Origin of the sequence: Helicobacter labacensis, assembly GCF_003660285.1 — a bacterium.
GTDB lineage: Bacteria > Campylobacterota > Campylobacteria > Campylobacterales > Helicobacteraceae > Helicobacter > Helicobacter labacensis.
Genome location: NZ_QXQQ01000035.1, coordinates 1 through 14,554 on the forward strand (window position 1 = coordinate 1; position 14,554 = coordinate 14,554).

Annotated in this window: 12 protein-coding genes and 1 pseudogene; 5 read left to right on the top strand and 8 right to left on the bottom strand. The window is 48.2% G+C overall.

Annotated features, from left to right (window positions below; translation table 11 throughout):
- Positions 1-404 precede the first annotated feature (404 nt).
- From EAO33_RS08250 to EAO33_RS08265, 4 genes are read left to right on the top strand one after another with little or no spacing between them, the layout of a single operon-like run.
- Positions 405-1,409 carry a formamidase gene (locus EAO33_RS08250; RefSeq protein WP_120946269.1) on the top strand — a complete coding sequence of 335 codons (1,005 nt, stop codon included), beginning with the start codon at positions 405-407 and terminating at the stop codon, positions 1,407-1,409.
- Positions 1,410-1,423: 14 nt separating this feature from the next.
- Entirely contained in the window at positions 1,424-2,467 is a 1,044-nt protein-coding gene (locus EAO33_RS08255; protein WP_235853153.1) for a DMT family transporter, read from the top strand.
- Entirely contained in the window at positions 2,464-2,877 is a 414-nt protein-coding gene (locus tag EAO33_RS08260; RefSeq protein WP_120946270.1) for a CoA-binding protein, read from the top strand. The genes EAO33_RS08255 and EAO33_RS08260 overlap by 4 nt, the downstream gene beginning before the upstream one ends.
- Positions 2,841-4,070 carry a hypothetical protein gene (locus EAO33_RS08265; RefSeq protein WP_205589540.1) on the top strand — a complete coding sequence of 410 codons (1,230 nt, stop codon included), beginning with the start codon at positions 2,841-2,843 and terminating at the stop codon, positions 4,068-4,070. The genes EAO33_RS08260 and EAO33_RS08265 overlap by 37 nt, the downstream gene beginning before the upstream one ends.
- Here the strand turns inward: EAO33_RS08265 and prpB are convergent.
- The 7 genes from prpB to EAO33_RS08300 form a co-directional block, all read right to left on the bottom strand.
- Positions 4,067-4,939, bottom strand: coding sequence for a methylisocitrate lyase (prpB, locus tag EAO33_RS08270; RefSeq protein WP_120946271.1), 873 nt, complete (start codon positions 4,937-4,939; stop codon positions 4,067-4,069). The two genes, EAO33_RS08265 and prpB, sit on opposite strands and share 4 nt — an antisense overlap.
- 8 nt (positions 4,940-4,947) lie before the next feature.
- Complete coding sequence (gene prpD, locus EAO33_RS08275) at positions 4,948-6,414, bottom strand: 2-methylcitrate dehydratase (protein ID WP_120946272.1); 1,467 nt, start codon at positions 6,412-6,414, stop codon at positions 4,948-4,950.
- A gap of 43 nt (positions 6,415-6,457) precedes the next feature.
- The gene (locus tag EAO33_RS08280; RefSeq protein ID WP_120946273.1) at positions 6,458-7,132 is read right to left on the bottom strand and encodes a YggS family pyridoxal phosphate-dependent enzyme; all 675 of its coding nucleotides are present in this window, start codon (positions 7,130-7,132) and stop codon (positions 6,458-6,460) included.
- Positions 7,133-7,141: 9 nt separating this feature from the next.
- Positions 7,142-8,968: a menaquinone biosynthesis decarboxylase gene (locus tag EAO33_RS08285; RefSeq protein WP_120946274.1), complete on the bottom strand. Its 1,827-nt coding sequence runs from the start codon at positions 8,966-8,968 to the stop codon at positions 7,142-7,144.
- 3 nt (positions 8,969-8,971) lie between these two features.
- On the bottom strand, positions 8,972-10,549 hold the full coding sequence (gene serA, locus EAO33_RS08290; protein WP_120946275.1) for a phosphoglycerate dehydrogenase: 1,578 nt from the start codon (positions 10,547-10,549) through the stop codon (positions 8,972-8,974).
- An 8-nt stretch (positions 10,550-10,557) separates the two neighbouring features.
- Complete coding sequence (locus EAO33_RS08295) at positions 10,558-10,968, bottom strand: hypothetical protein (protein ID WP_162982266.1); 411 nt, start codon at positions 10,966-10,968, stop codon at positions 10,558-10,560.
- Between the two features lie 68 nt (positions 10,969-11,036).
- Complete coding sequence (locus EAO33_RS08300) at positions 11,037-12,701, bottom strand: 30S ribosomal protein S1 (RefSeq protein WP_205589541.1); 1,665 nt, start codon at positions 12,699-12,701, stop codon at positions 11,037-11,039.
- Between the two features lie 69 nt (positions 12,702-12,770).
- On the opposite strand from EAO33_RS08300, the gene EAO33_RS08305 reads away from it, so the two are divergent.
- Positions 12,771-13,583 carry a glycosyltransferase family 2 protein gene (locus EAO33_RS08305; protein ID WP_120946278.1) on the top strand — a complete coding sequence of 271 codons (813 nt, stop codon included), beginning with the start codon at positions 12,771-12,773 and terminating at the stop codon, positions 13,581-13,583.
- Between the two features lie 407 nt (positions 13,584-13,990).
- Here EAO33_RS08305 and EAO33_RS09615 read toward each other — a convergent pair.
- A pseudogene (locus tag EAO33_RS09615) lies at positions 13,991-14,554 on the bottom strand (hypothetical protein); the annotation flags it as partial.

A 14,554-nucleotide genomic window follows, 5' to 3' on the forward strand; every position in this document is an offset into this window, starting at 1 on the left:
AGTCATCCGCTGGTCAAGACAAGGTGGGGCGAACGCGAGTGGTAATATCCGGAGGTAGAATCAAAGCACGGGATCAGGCATACCATATCTATTTTTAGAGGAATAAGCCTCTAACTCTTTATGTAAAACTTTTGATCTTGTAGTGCAAGAACGCCTTGATATTCTCAAAGAGCTCTCTTTGTGTCTTGCTCAAGCGTAAAGCTGGATTAGTTGTTATTTTTACCATTTTCATCTCCCTTATGTTGGTTTTATTGTGTTACTCCCTATTCCCAAGTCTATCTTTTAGGGATGGATGGGCATTCCTGAGTCCCTAAAATCCTCCTTTTGTTTACCCTGTATTAAAAGAGTTCTTTTAATACTCCGCAAGCAACTTTAGTTGCTTATTTTATTCACAAGGAGTTTTTATGGGTAGCATTGGAAGTATGGGTAAACCCATTGAGGGGTTTTTGGTAGCGGCCATCCAGTTCCCCGTCCCCGTGGTTAACAGCCGAGCAGACATTGACAAAAACATTGAAAGCATCATTAGGACCCTGCATGCCACTAAAGCGGGTTATCCGGGCGTAGAGCTCATCATTTTCCCTGAATACAGCACACAGGGTTTGAATACTGCCAAATGGCTGAGTGAAGAATTCTTGCTAGATGTGCCCGGCAAAGAAACCCAAATGTATGCTCAAGCGTGTAAAGAAGCCGGAGTCTTTGGGGTCTTTTCTGTGATGGAGCGCAATCCTGATCCCAACAAAAACCCCTATAACACCGCCATCATCATCAACCCTAAGGGTGAAATTGTGTTGAAATACCGCAAACTCTTCCCTTGGAATCCTATTGAACCTTGGTATCCCGGAGATTTAGGTATGCCTGTGTGCGAAGGACCCGGAGGCTCTAAACTTGCCGTGTGCATCTGCCATGATGGCATGATCCCAGAGTTAGCCAGAGAGGCGGCTTATAAGGGATGCAATGTCTACATCCGCATTTCTGGCTACAGTACTCAAGTCAACGATCAATGGATTTTAACGAATCGCTCCAACGCGTGGCACAATTTGATGTACACCGTGAGTGTGAACTTGGCTGGTTATGACAATGTCTTCTACTACTTTGGAGAGGGGCAAATCTGCAACTTTGATGGCACCACTTTAGTGCAGGGGCATCGCAATCCTTGGGAGATCGTTACAGGCGAAATCTATCCCAAAATGGCGGACAACGCGCGCCTAAGCTGGGGTCTAGAAAATAACATTTACAATCTAGGTCACCGCGGGTATGTAGCAAAACCCGGAGGCGAAAGCGATGCGGGCTTGACTTATATCAAAGATTTGGCTGCGGGCAAATACAAATTGCCTTGGGAAGATCACATGAAAATCAAAGATGGCTCTATCTATGGCTATCCCACCACTGGCGGGCGTTTTGGCAAATAGATTTTAGGGGGGGTTTGGAGGGGTTGCCCCTTGCAGGGGCGTTTTTATCTCAGAGACACCACACCCTAAACACGCGGGCGCGTTTATCAATCCATGCTAGCATGGAGGCTATTTCTTGGAGAGTGTTTTGCGTGTTGCCAGAATCGAATCTAAATGTGCGCTTGGGGGTGTTTTACATGGCTTTGGGGGCATTGAGCTTTGGTTTGCTCAACGCGCTCATTAAGATGCTAGGTTCTTATTATTCGCCCCTAGAGAATGTCTTTTATCGCTCCTTTTTCATGCTTTTCTTTCTATGGGGGCTTTATTACATCAAACCCTTTTCCTTTAGGGCGCACAAGCCCGGGGGGCTTTTTTTATTGATCTCTAGAGTGTTTGTGGGGCAGGTGGGTATGATCTTGATCTTTTATAATATTGCCAACATGGATTTAGGCAGCGCGATCGCCTTTAGCCAAAGTGGACCCATTTACGCCATTTTCATCGCATGGTGGGTGCTCAAAGAGCGCATCACTTGGCAATTAATGCTTTCTGCCCTCTTGGGGATTTTAGGGGTGGGTTTGGTGGCTGACCCACACACTAGCGGGCTCTCTTGGGGATTGGTGATCTCGGGGGTGTTGAGTGGTTTGATGATGTCTTGTGCCTATGTGAGCTTGAATAAACTCAAAGAGTATTACGATGGGGGGTTTGTGATTGTAATCTTCTCGGTGTCTTTAACCCTAATGAGTTTGGCTTTGATGGGCTTTGACATTCCCCCCTTTGCCTCAGGTTACCACCCTTTGCGCTTTGAGGGAGTGTGGTGGCACTGGGATTTATGGCTCTTGATTGGCACGGGTTTAAGCGGAGCTTTAGGGCAGTGTTTCATCACCAAAGCCTACATGATCGCCCCTGCTGGGCTGATCTCCCCAGTAGATTACACCCGTTTGTTGTGGGCAGTGCTCTTTGGTATGCTTTTAGGCGATCCGCGCTTGCATGCCCTGCAGATTTTAGGCATGGGGCTCATTGTGCTCTCGGGGATTCTCATCGTCTTAGAGAGTAAAACTAAAGCAAAGGATAAAACATGAACGCACAAGCGTTACGCTTATTGTTAGAAAGCCGTTTTTTAGGCATTGTGGGCTTAAGCCCTGATCCACATAAGGACAGCCACAAGGTCGGGGCGTATTTGCAAGCGCAGGGCTACCATATTGTGCCTATTTATCCTAAGACGGACACACCCATTTTAGGACAAGCCGTCTATGCTACCCTCCAAGAAGCACAAGTTGCCCAGCCCCTAGATGGGGTGATTGTTTTTAGAAAATCTGCAGCGATCATGCCCCTAGCCCAAGAGTTTTTAACCCTCACGCCCCTACCCAAATTCTTTTGGATGCAATTAGGCATTACAAACGCCCAAGCCCAAGAATTATTACAAGCGCATGGCGTGGCGGTGGTGCAAGATCATTGCGCCCTAGTAGAACACCACAAAGCGCAAGGTTAAACATTCTCCCCTCTAGCACGCCCAGCCCCCTTTATAGCCGTCTTTTAGGCTTGCTGGTAGTGGTGAGCCTAATACTGGGGGTGGTTAAGAGTTTAGAGATTTCTATTAGCTATAAAGAAGCCCTACTCTATTTTAGCACGCCTAGTTTTTGGCTGGATGCTCTCTTGTTGGGGGCGTTGCGCGATTTTGTGGGAGTGGTGGGTAAATTCCTTCCTCACGATCTGGCTTTGCGTCTACCCAGTCTGCTTTTGCACGCGCTCAATCTCATCTTACTCTACCGGCTAAGTCTCAAACTCCAGCCCAAAAAACCCTACGACCCCCTCTTAAGTGTGTTCACCTTTGCGTTGCTCCCGGGTGTGCAACTAGGCGCGATTCTCTTAGGAAAAGTGAGTTTGCTCTTCACCCTAGCTCTCTCTAGCATGCTCTTATTCCACACGCGCATCTTCTACGCCTTAATCCCTCTGCTCGCGCTCTTTGATCCAAGCTGTGTGGTCTTACTCAGTGCTTTTTTTCTCTACGCGCTCAAACACAAACACCGCCTCAAAGCCGGCTTGTTGGGCGTGGCTTTGGGTTTCAATGTGCTCTATTTTAAACCCGTCTCTGGCATGCCACAAGGCTTTTTCTTACAAACCCTCTTTGTGATGTTTGTGCTCTATTCTCCCTGTTTATGCCTTTACTACCCTTATGCGCTTTACGCACAGGTGATCAAGGCGCGCCAACAAGATAGTTTAGTGGGGATGGTGGGCGCAGTGGGCTTTTGTTTGCCCTTACTCCTATCCTTGCGTCAAGAAATTAACCCACAATTTCTAGCCTATGGCGTGTTGGGGATACCCGTCTTACTCAAGCACGCCCTCTCTAGTATCCGCGTGCACCTCCCCCTCTTTCGCACCCACTATCGTATCCGCTATAGCCTTGTCTTTGGCACTCTGCTTTTAGAAAGCCTGTATTTGTGGGGAGGATACAATCCCTTTGTGCGCACGCACTACATCGCCAAAGAGTTGGCATCAGAACTACAAGCGCGCGGTGTGTATGCGGTGCACACTTTCGCGCCTAAAATGGCACTACGCCTGCGCTTTTATGGTATCCAAGAGGGGGGGAACACCTTCCTTATTGAATCCAACAAACCCGGGGACATCAATATCACCTACAGCCACAAAATAGCCGCAAGTTACAACCTCATCTTCAAACCCTAGTCTTTGGCTAAAAGCGCGTCCATTTGGGCTTCGTAGCTATAGTAGTCCAACATCTCATAGAGTTCCTCCCTGGTTTGCATGCGCGCAATTTGATCGCGCTGTGTGCCCTTGTCTTTGAGGTCTTGGTAAACTTCTAGGGCGGCTTTGTTCATCGCCCTAAAGGCGCTCAAAGGATAGAGTGCCATTTTCACCCCCACGCTTTTAAGCTCCTCAAGGCTAAATAAGGGGGTGCGTCCAAATTCGGTGATATTGGCTAAAATGGGCACTGGCACGGCTTGCACAAAAGCGCGGTATTCCTCCAAACTCTCCAAAGCCTCCGCAAAGATCGCATCTGCGCCCGCGCTCGCATAGCTTAGAGCGCGTGTGATAGCAGATTCTAGCCCTTCTTTGGCGCGTGCGTCCGTGCGCGCGATCAAGTAAAAATGCGGGTCTAGAGATCGCGCTTGGTGGGCTGCACCCAAGCGATCGCACATCTCTTGGGTGGACACACATGCTTTATTAGGGCGGTGTCCACAGCGCTTGGCACTCACTTGATCTTCTAAGTGCGCCCCCGCTGCCCCGCTTTTAATGAGTTGGGTGATCGTTCTGGCAATATTGAGGGCATGCCCAAAGCCTGTATCCGCATCCACAATCAAGGGGGTAGGACAGATCGCACAGATGCGCTGCACATCCATGCACACCTCTTGCAAACCCGTGATCCCCAAATCTGGCAAGCCATAGGACGCGTTAGCCACCCCCGCCCCTGAGAGATACAAAGCCCTATGCCCCACCTTGGTGGCTTGCAGAGCTTGGTAAGCGTTGATCGTGCCCACAATTTGCAAGGGCGCGCTCTCCACTAAGGCTTCTCTAAATTTTTTTCCTGCGCTCATGCAATCCCCTAAAAGGCAAAGAGATCGCTAAAGGTGTCAAAGTCCATTTGCAACAACGCCTCCTCGTGAAAGACGATCTTTTCAATCTGGCTTGCGCGTTTGGGGGCGTAAACACCCCTTAAAGCCTGTTTAAATTTTTCATAAAGCAAGGGTAAGCCTTCTTCGCGTCTGAATTTATGCCCGATGGGGTAGTGGATCTCTAGCTTTTGGGTTTTTGTGCCATCCTTGAAAAATACCTGCAGGGCGTTGGCAATGGAGCGCTTGGTGGGGTCTAGGTATTCGCGTGTGTAGCGATCGTCTACCTTCACCTCGCTCAAAGCCCTTAGTGCGTCAATGCGCGGATCGGCTGCGCTAGCATCGCTATAAGAATGTTCGTTTAAATCCCCATGCAAGAGCGCGTAAGCGACCATGTATTGGATGCAGTGATCGCGATCGGCATAATTGTGTAGCTCTCCCTCTTTATTGATAATGCGGTGTCCGGATTCTTGAGTGGTGATCTCGATCTTGGCGATGTCCTCTATTCTGTCTTTGAGCTCTGGATGCAATTTGATCGCGCATTCTACAGCGGTTTGGGCATGGAACTCCGCTGGAAAAGAGAGTTTGAAGAGCACATTCTCCATCACATAGCTAGAAAACTCTTGAGGGATGTGCAAGACATCGCCTTTTTCCTGTTGGTTTTTCATAAAGACATCTTGATAACCCCAGTAGTGCGCGCTTAAAGCCGAAGGGTAGCCCATTTCTCCACTGAGGGCTTTAAGGGCTAAATCCACTCCCCGACTACTCGCATCTCCAGCTGCCCATGACTTCCTAGAACCCGCATTGGGCGCGTGGCGATAACAGCGCAAACTCCCCCCATCCACAAAGGCGTTAGAAACCCCATTGCGCACCTCTTCAAAACTCCCCCCTAGCAACCCTGCGCCCACCGCTGTGCTAGCGATGCGCACCAAAAGGACATGATCTAAGCCCTCAATATTAAAACAATTCTCTAAGGCTAAAACCCCTTGGATTTCATGGGCTTTGATCATGGCATTCAAAATTTGCTTGACCTGTAGGGGTTTTTGTCCTTTAGCGCGCTTAGCGCGACTCAAGTAATCCCCCAAGCCCCAAATCGCTCCTAGATTGTCTGAGGGGTGTCCCCATTCAGCCGCTAGCCATGTATCGTTGAAATCTAGCCAGCGCACCATGCAACCAATATTAAATGCCGCGCGGATGGGCTCAAGCTGATAAGCGGTCCCGGGGATTTTACTCCCTAGTGGGCGTAGCTGTGCGCCCGGAACACTAGGACCTAGTAATTTGGTGCACTCGGGGTGCTTTAAGGAGAGCAGAGCACAGCCAATCGAGTCGATCAGGCATAGTCTGGCTGTTTGGTAGGCTAATTCAGAAGTGATTTCATAATCCACCACATAGCGCGCGATAGTAGAGAGTAGGTTGTCAAATTCAGGTCTAGCGGTTTGCAAAGTGCCCATGTGTGGCATGTGTATCCTTGATAATGAGGTAGCAAATTATAATCTAGGAATCTTAACCCGCAAATAGCGCATGCCCAATGCGCACCATATTTGCCCCATAAGCGATCGCGCACTCAAAATCCGCGCTCATCCCCATAGAGAGAATACTAGGATTGGGTAGTATGTCAAAAATATCTTTGGCTTGAGCAAAAGCGCGCTCTAGGGCTTGGGTGTAACTAAAATTTGGAGTGCTGGGAGGAGTAGGAGCAATAACCATGATGCCCTTTAGGCAGATATGTGGGCAGGTTTGGCTAATATGGGTGTATATTTCTAAGGCTTGCTCTGGGATCACTCCGCTTTTAGTGCCCTCCTTAGAAACATTGACTTGTAAAAGCGCGTTGAGGGTGCTATGGCTACGCGCCTCTATAGCTTGGGCGAGTTCTAGGGAGTCTAGGGCGTGGAATAAAAAGGGTTTGAGGGCTAAGAGTTTGTTAATTTTATTGCGTTGCAAATTGCCTAGCATGTGCCACTCTAGGGGCAAGCTCTCTAGCGCGTTGGATTTTACCTGCAAGTCCTGCACCTTGTTTTCTCCAAAGGCGCGTTGTCCACAGGCATACAGCGCGCGCACCTGTTCAGCGGTGGCGTATTTAGACACAGCGATGAGCTGCACAATATGGTGGCGGTTATAGCTCAAGCGGGCTTTTTCAATGCGCTTGATAATGTGATCTAAGCGTTTGGCAAAATCCATCTGTGTCCTTTAAGTGCTAGGGGAATTATAAATATGGTAGTGCTTGTAAAGCGGATCGTCTAGTGGGGGGATGAGTCCTAGATCGTGCAATCTTTGCAAAACCTCTAGGGAGCAATCGGTTTCTAGGGGCCATTCTCTAGTATGCCCCTCTAGCGCGCTTTTGTCTGTGGCATCCAAGAACACCAGCCCCCCTTCTATTTTGAGATCGCGCTTGGCATCTAAGTTGTTAGTGATACGCCAAAGTAGCATATAAGGGTTGTTGAGGTCGTTTTTATGCGCGTCCACAAAGATCATAATGCTTAGAGCACTCTGCAGGTCTTTAAGCCCCTCTAGCGCGCTCAATAAGGGGCGCCTCTTTTGCACCCCCACCATACAAAGGGGGTTGGCGGTGTGGGTGCCATATTGTCTTAGAATCAAGGCTTCGGGCAACACCGCTTGCACGCGCTCTAAAAGCGCGCTATCTTCTAAGAGATGCGGGGTTTTAGAGCTGGGTATGCTCGCATCAATGCCCAGTTTCCCCCCAAAGGCAAAGTGAGGACTGGCATGATCTAGCGCATCGCACACCCCCTCGCTTACCACGAGCCTAGAGGGGTCAAAGTGGTTTAAAATATGGGTAAAAATAGCCGGGTAATCCTGCAAACTAGGGGCATTAGGACCTACAAAAATAGCATGCTTGACAAAACTCATCTGCCCCGTGCCCCAAAAGTGGTGCATGATCTGACTGGCGTGTCCGGGGTAACTGGGTGCAATCTTGGCTAAAATGAGATTGTGGAACACCCCATTTTCAGGCATGTGATAATCTAAGAGCCCATAGGTGCTTTTTTGAATCAAGGGCAAAAAAAGCCGTTCGGTCAAATAGCCCATGTATTTGTCTTCTAAGGGGGGTTTACCCACCACGCAGGCTAAATAAATGGGGTTGGGCTTGATTCGCAACGCGCTCACTTCTAGGAGTGGGTAGGGTTCTTGGGGGGTGTAAAACCCCGTGTGATCTCCAAAGGGACCCTCTAGGCGCATCTGCTTAGGGTCCACCCAGCCCTCAAGGATAATATCCCCATCACGGGGCACACAAATTGGGTTGGTGTGTGCGCGCATAAGAAAAGCGCGCTTACCTCTTAGCAAACCATAGAGCCAGAGTTCAAACATGCCATAGGGCAGGGGTGCTTGCCCACACCAAGTGTAGAGCGGGTCGCCTCCGATGACAACACTTACAGGCATTTTACGCCCCGCTTGTTTGTAGGCGTGGAAAAAGTGGTTGCCATCTTTGTGGATTTGCCAGTGCAAGCCTAAATGTTTCTTGTCATAGACTTGTAGACGATACAGCCCTAAATTTTTATATGCCCCGTCTAAACTTTGGGTGTAAACCTGCCCCATTGTGATAAAGGGGGCGGCGTCTTTTTCCCAAGTGGTAAGAATGGGCAAATCGTAAAGGTTGACTTGATCGCCGGTATAGTTGATATGATCGGTGGGTTTGTTAGAGATTTTGGGGGAAATGTGATAAAGAGTTGTTAGGGTTTTGAGTGCATGCCAAATTTCTCTCAAGTTCTTGGGTTTTTGCATATTGAGCAAAGCCTCTAGTTGGGCACAACATGCGCTAATGGGCTTGCCCAAGAGGAGCTCCATGCGCCTAGAAGAGCCAAAGAGATTGGTTAAGACGGGTATACTGAAAGATTTGTTATTTCTGCCATCAATGGGCTTCGTGCATAAGAGGGCTTTGCCCCCTTGGGGTTTTTTTGCCTCCAAATAAGCTAAATGGGGGATTTCTAAATAAATGTCTAGGGGAGTATCTAGGGTCTGTAACTCCCCTAAGCTCTCTAATTGAGCTAAAAATGCGCGCACGCGTTAAATACAAACCAAACAGGCGTGCAAGCAATGGGGGATTTGCTGGAGCGCGTGCAAAATATCCGCACTAATGGGCGCGTCCACTAAGATCACCGCTAAGGCTTCTTGCTTGTCATTGCGCCCCAATCTGAAATCTGCGATATTGATCCCATGCTTGCCTAAGGTCTGCCCCACATTACCCACCACCCCGGGCACATCGGTATTTTTGAATAAAATCATGTTGCCCTGGGGTTTAATGTCCATTTCAAAGCCGTTTATGTTAGTGATCTTGAGCAAGTCGTCCGCAAAGATCGTCCCGCTCACTTGGGTGCTTTGCGTGCGGGTGGTGAGCTGGAGGGTGATTGCGTTAGTGTAGGGGGTGGCGTTGTCTAAAGTGCGTGTGCTAATGGCAATTTGGCGTTCTTGGGCGACAAAGCGCGCGTTGACTTCATTGATTTGATCGCCTAGGGTGGGTTTGAGCAGTCCTAAAAGGGCGAAAGTGAGTAAAGAATCGGCGTATTCGCGCACAGGTCCAGCGACAATGAGCTCGAGCGCGCCAATCGCATCTTTATTGATCTGTGCGGAGAAAAAGCCTAGTTTTTGGGTGAGTTGTAAATACGCCTTGGCATGTGCGGGCATGGGGGTTTTAATAGAGAGATTAAGCGCATTGGGGTAAGCACTCCCTTTTAAGGCTTGAATCACCGCCTTAGCCGCTTCTAGGGCGATCTGTTCTTGGGATTCCAAAGTGTTAGCCCCGATATGCGGAGTGGCATAGACATTCTCTAAATCCAGTAAAGGATTGGCTGTGCTAGGTTCTTTGCTAAAGACATCTAGCCCCAACCAACGCACTTTTTTAGAGCGCAACGCTTCCAAGAGCGCTTCTTCGTTGTAAAGTCCCCCGCGCGCGCAGTTGATGAGAATCACCCCCTCTTTCATTTTGGCGATCTGGGGCGCGTCGATGATATTGATCGTTTCTTTATTTTTAGGGGTGTGGATGGTGATACAATCACAGGCTAAAATCTCGTTAAAATCTGTGGTGTAGTGCACCCCTAAGTCTGTGGCTTTGGATTTGTGGATATAGGGATCGTAAGCGATCACCTCCATACCAAAGGCGCGCGCACGCACTCCCACGCGCGAACCGATATTCCCAAAACCGATGATGCCTAACTTCTTGCCCTTGAGTTCTGTGCCATACCAATCTTCGCGCTTCCAAAGCCTCTCAGATTTGAGTTGCGTGTTCGCGCTAGGGAAGCGGCGCACGGCGTTGAGCAAGTGCGCCATGGTGAGTTCTACGGCTGCGATGGTGTTAGCTGTGGGGACATTCATCACCACAATCCCCTTTTTAGAACACAGATCGATATTGACATTATCCACACCCACCCCTGCGCGCACAATAGCCTTGAGCTGATGGGCGTGTTCGAGCATGGGCGCATCAATGGGGGTCATGCTCCGTGTAATGAGCGCGTGGGCGTTTTTAAGCGCGGAGGGCAGGGCATCTTTAGGGGTGTTGGAGTGATCTAGAATCTCTAAATTAGTTTGCGCATTGAGCAAAGCAAGGCCGGCATGGTGGATGGGATCACAGATAACAACTTGGGACATACTCTTCCTTAATTGAGTTGGTAGGGGATTTGGTAGTAGCGCAGATCGTCTAGAAAGGCTTGGCGCAGGGGAGAGTTGGGGAGATAGATGATTAAGGTTGTCGTGCGCCCCTTTTTGTCCGTAGCAAAATCAATGCGCTTTTCTTTTAAAATTTCATGCAGGCAAAAGAATTTATACGAATCCAAGTTACGCACAAATAATTTTTGTGCCTGCTTGTGTTCGCGAAACTCTAGGGTGATTTGGCGCTCCAAAATGGGGTAATCAAAATCCTTGAACTCTGGGGGATTGTGGGTGAGTTTTTCTGGTGGGCGGGGTTGCGCAGGGGAGGTTAGCGAATCTAAAACGCCCTTGGGAGGGTGGGGAGGGGGCGGGGGTTTGATATGGCTGAGATAAAACTGATAGCCTAAATCCAGTGCCACGAAAGCCGCTAGCCCCATAACCCCCAAAGAGACAACTAACCTAAAACGCTTTTTCTTCATCAAAGAGATCAGAATTTGCCAGCAAGTTTATCTCCCAAGGTGATCTTGTCTCTCTTGGCGTTGAAAGCTTGTAATTGCTCGCGCTCCCTTTTGTGTTCCAAACGGCGCACGGAGGCGCGTGCCTTGTGGGTGGTTTTATCCAAAGAAACCAGCACGCTGGTGATCTCCTGACCCATGGTGATCTCTTCTTTTTTAAGGGGAGCTAAATCCTCGGTCTTGATCAAGACATCGATATTGTCCACGCGCACAAAGACCCCAAAATCTTTAACACTCACCACGCTACCTTGGATGGTGTCGTTGATCTTATGTTTCTGGGCAAAAGCCTCGATGGGAGAGGGTTGCTTAAACTTCATATCCAAAGAGATTTTCTCCTCCTCCCTGTTGATACGCGCGATCTTAGTTTGCACCACATCGCCTAGTTTGAAATGATCCTTGCATTTTTGATCGGCTTCCCAAAAGGCATCTTTATTGTGCAAGAGTCCATCCACACCCCCCAAATTGATAAACGCCCCAAAATCCGTGAGGCTCACTACCTTGCCTTCCACAACATCCCCGATTCTGTGCTTGGAAACAAATTCGTTAAAGGGCTTGTCGGAAAGCTGTTTGAGAGAGACACGCAAACGGCGGTTTTTGCTGTCTATTTCGATGATTTTGACATCAATTTCTTGATCCAATTCCAAATAATCTTGGGGGTGCTTGACATCTTTGTTCCAAGAGATTTCTGAGATATGTAAAAAGCCCTCGATGTCATTGCCAATATCCACAAACACCCCGTAACTCTCAATGCTGCTCACCACAACCTTGATGGCATAGCCCACTTTTAATTTGCTTTGGATCTCCTCCCATGGGTCCTCCATTGTAGCTTTAATAGAGAGAGATAGGCGTTTTCTCTCCTCATCATAAGCGATCGCCTTCACCTGCACCTCATCGCCTTCCTTGAAATGCTTTGCTGGATTAGCCGATCCGCGGTGCGTGATCTCGCTGTAATGCACCAAGCCTTCTACCCCATTGACCTCCACAAACACCCCAAATCCCGTAATGCTTTTGACAATACCTTTATGGACTTCTTGGGAAGCCATCAAGGCTTTTGCGCCCTCGTGCTGTTGCTTGTCATGCACATCAAAAAAACGCTTTCTAGAAACATTGATAGAGCCCGCCTCTGGGTCTATAGAAGTGATACACACTTTAATGTGTTTGCCGATGTGCTTGCCATCGCGCCGTAAAGAAGACTGGGATTTGGAGAGAAAATACTCCGCCCCCTCTTTATCCGCAAGGACATACCCCCCCTTGTTCTCACGCACGATCCTCCCCTCCACAACCTTGTCTTTGTAATGCTCTCCAAGCTGGGTGATCTTGGCTTGCACCTTGTCATAAACAAGGGCGCGTTTATACGACACACTGGGGCGCTCCCCGCGTTGGGAAACATACACCCGAATGGGGCTATCCACACCAAAGAGCAAATTCCCCTGTGCGTCCTTGATCTCCTCTAGACTGAGTCGCCCCTCAGTTTTGCCCCCCACGCTCACCATCGCGTAATTCTCCACTTCATTGATGGAAACGACCACGCCCTCTTTAACCATGCCCCTTTGTTCTACCTCATCCTCCTTGCCCATAGTATCCATATATTGCTTGAACACTTCAGACTCGTCCAAGGATTCCAACTCTTGATTCATCCACAACCTTGCTAAAAAATTCAGGCTATTGTAGCCTTTATTTACTTATAATTACCAAAAAGAGCGCCCATGTCCTTGCCCTTTGTGCGCCCCCATTTTAATACCATCTCCTTAGTGATCACCACTTACAACCAAGAAGCCCGTTTAGCACTGGTGTTAGATTCGATTCTCCAGCTTGTTTTCAAGCCTGATGAAGTGCTGATCGCCGATGATGGAAGCACGCCTAAAACCCGCGCATTATTAGAAAACTATCAGTCTAAATTCCAAGCCCAAGCTTTGCCTTTGATCCATGTATGGCAGGAAGATTTAGGATTTCGCGCCGCCAAGAGTCGCAACAACGCTATCACGCGCGCTAGGGGGGACTACATTGTCATCATTGACACCGATATGATCTTGCACCCCTATTTTATTTATGATCACCTCTACTTTGCGCGCCCTAAAACTTTACTGCAAGGGGGGCGCGTGATTCTAAACCCTGTAGAAAGCCAAATAATGCTAGATCGCCATGATCATAGCCTAGCCATGCATAAAAAAAGCTATAAAAATTACCGCCAGTTAGCTCTAGCCAAACTCTTTTATCTCCCCAGTGTGCGCACTTGTAAAACTAATGTTTTGCTCAAGGGGGTCAGGAGCGCGAACATGAGTTTTAGCAAGGCGGATTTTTTAGCTATTGAGGGGTTTAATGAAAATTTTGTAGGCTGGGGTAGGGAGGATAGCGAATTTGTGGCGCGTTTTCTCTTTAATGGTGGGGTGATGAAACGCCTGCGCTTTTGTGCGCTAGCTTACCACATTCACCATAAAGAAAACGATCGCGCCTATTTAGAGAAAAACCATGCGCTTTACTTGCAAACCTTGCAAGAGCGCAAGATAGCTTGGCGTTGAGATAATAATTTTTATTCTTAAGATTATTTTTAGCTGTTTTATAGTAGAATGGGAGGGGAGGTTTATACTACTATAAAAGGAGCTAGCATGAGCGCGAAAACCAAGCAGTATCTCTTTGCTCTTTGGTTTGTCGTAGCATTGAGTATGACCGGGTCGTTTGTAAAACACTTTTCTGAGATACGCCATTGGTTGTGGTGGGAGCACATGCTGATCCTATTTGGAATGGTGTGGGTGTTCAGCGTCCCATTCGATTTCTTTAAAATATCCCGCCCCGATAAGATTCCATTGAAACCCATGCTATTGCTTACAGTCCCTGCCATACCCATAACCTTACTAATTAATAGGGCGTTGGGTTGGTGGTGAGCTGTAAAAAAATCTTTATGCAACCATTGGGATAAGCAAGCGGATCATTTAAACTCCTTCTCTAAATGTTTTTGCAACGCCACACAGATCGCATTATCAGACTTAAACGCCTGTAACTTGTCTTGGGAGTTAAGATACACACAGGGCGCGTTGTCAATGGAGATCAAACGCAAAGACTTTAGGTATTTTTGCAAGGGTTGGGGGTTGTAGGTGCGTTGTTGGAAGATTTGCAAGCAGAGTGCCTTAGCCTCTTTGTTTAAATATTGTGGTTGCAAGCAGGGGGTGGGGTATTTAGGGAGAATCATTTGCATCGCTGTTTTCATGCCATTTGTTGCCTTTGCAACCTTATAGACATCAAGGCCACGCACTACAAAAAATAAAGGAACACCAGAAGGGTTTTTTATTTCGTGCACATTGCTAATAACAAGCCAATAATTTTCCATGTTGGAATCGTATTGATCTTCATAATCCCCCAAAAAAGCAAGGGCGCGCGCATCGTAATAAGTTGCCCATAAGTCTAAATCTTGCACCTTGATATCCATAGAACGCATGATCTGATCTTGCAAAAAATTTTGATTGGCAGAAGCCAACTCCGGATGAAAAAGGTC

Coding starts and splice junctions, on each gene's coding strand:
- EAO33_RS08250 (WP_120946269.1), top strand. CDS start 405: ATGGGTAGCATTGGAAGTATGGGTAAACCCATTGAGGGGTTTTTGGTA.
- EAO33_RS08260 (WP_120946270.1), top strand. CDS start 2,464: ATGAACGCACAAGCGTTACGCTTATTGTTAGAAAGCCGTTTTTTAGGC.
- prpB (WP_120946271.1), bottom strand. CDS start 4,939: ATGAGCGCAGGAAAAAAATTTAGAGAAGCCTTAGTGGAGAGCGCGCCC.
- prpD (WP_120946272.1), bottom strand. CDS start 6,414: ATGCCACACATGGGCACTTTGCAAACCGCTAGACCTGAATTTGACAAC.
- EAO33_RS08280 (WP_120946273.1), bottom strand. CDS start 7,132: ATGGATTTTGCCAAACGCTTAGATCACATTATCAAGCGCATTGAAAAA.
- serA (WP_120946275.1), bottom strand. CDS start 10,549: ATGTCCCAAGTTGTTATCTGTGATCCCATCCACCATGCCGGCCTTGCT.
- EAO33_RS08300 (WP_205589541.1), bottom strand. CDS start 12,701: ATGAATCAAGAGTTGGAATCCTTGGACGAGTCTGAAGTGTTCAAGCAA.
- EAO33_RS08305 (WP_120946278.1), top strand. CDS start 12,771: ATGTCCTTGCCCTTTGTGCGCCCCCATTTTAATACCATCTCCTTAGTG.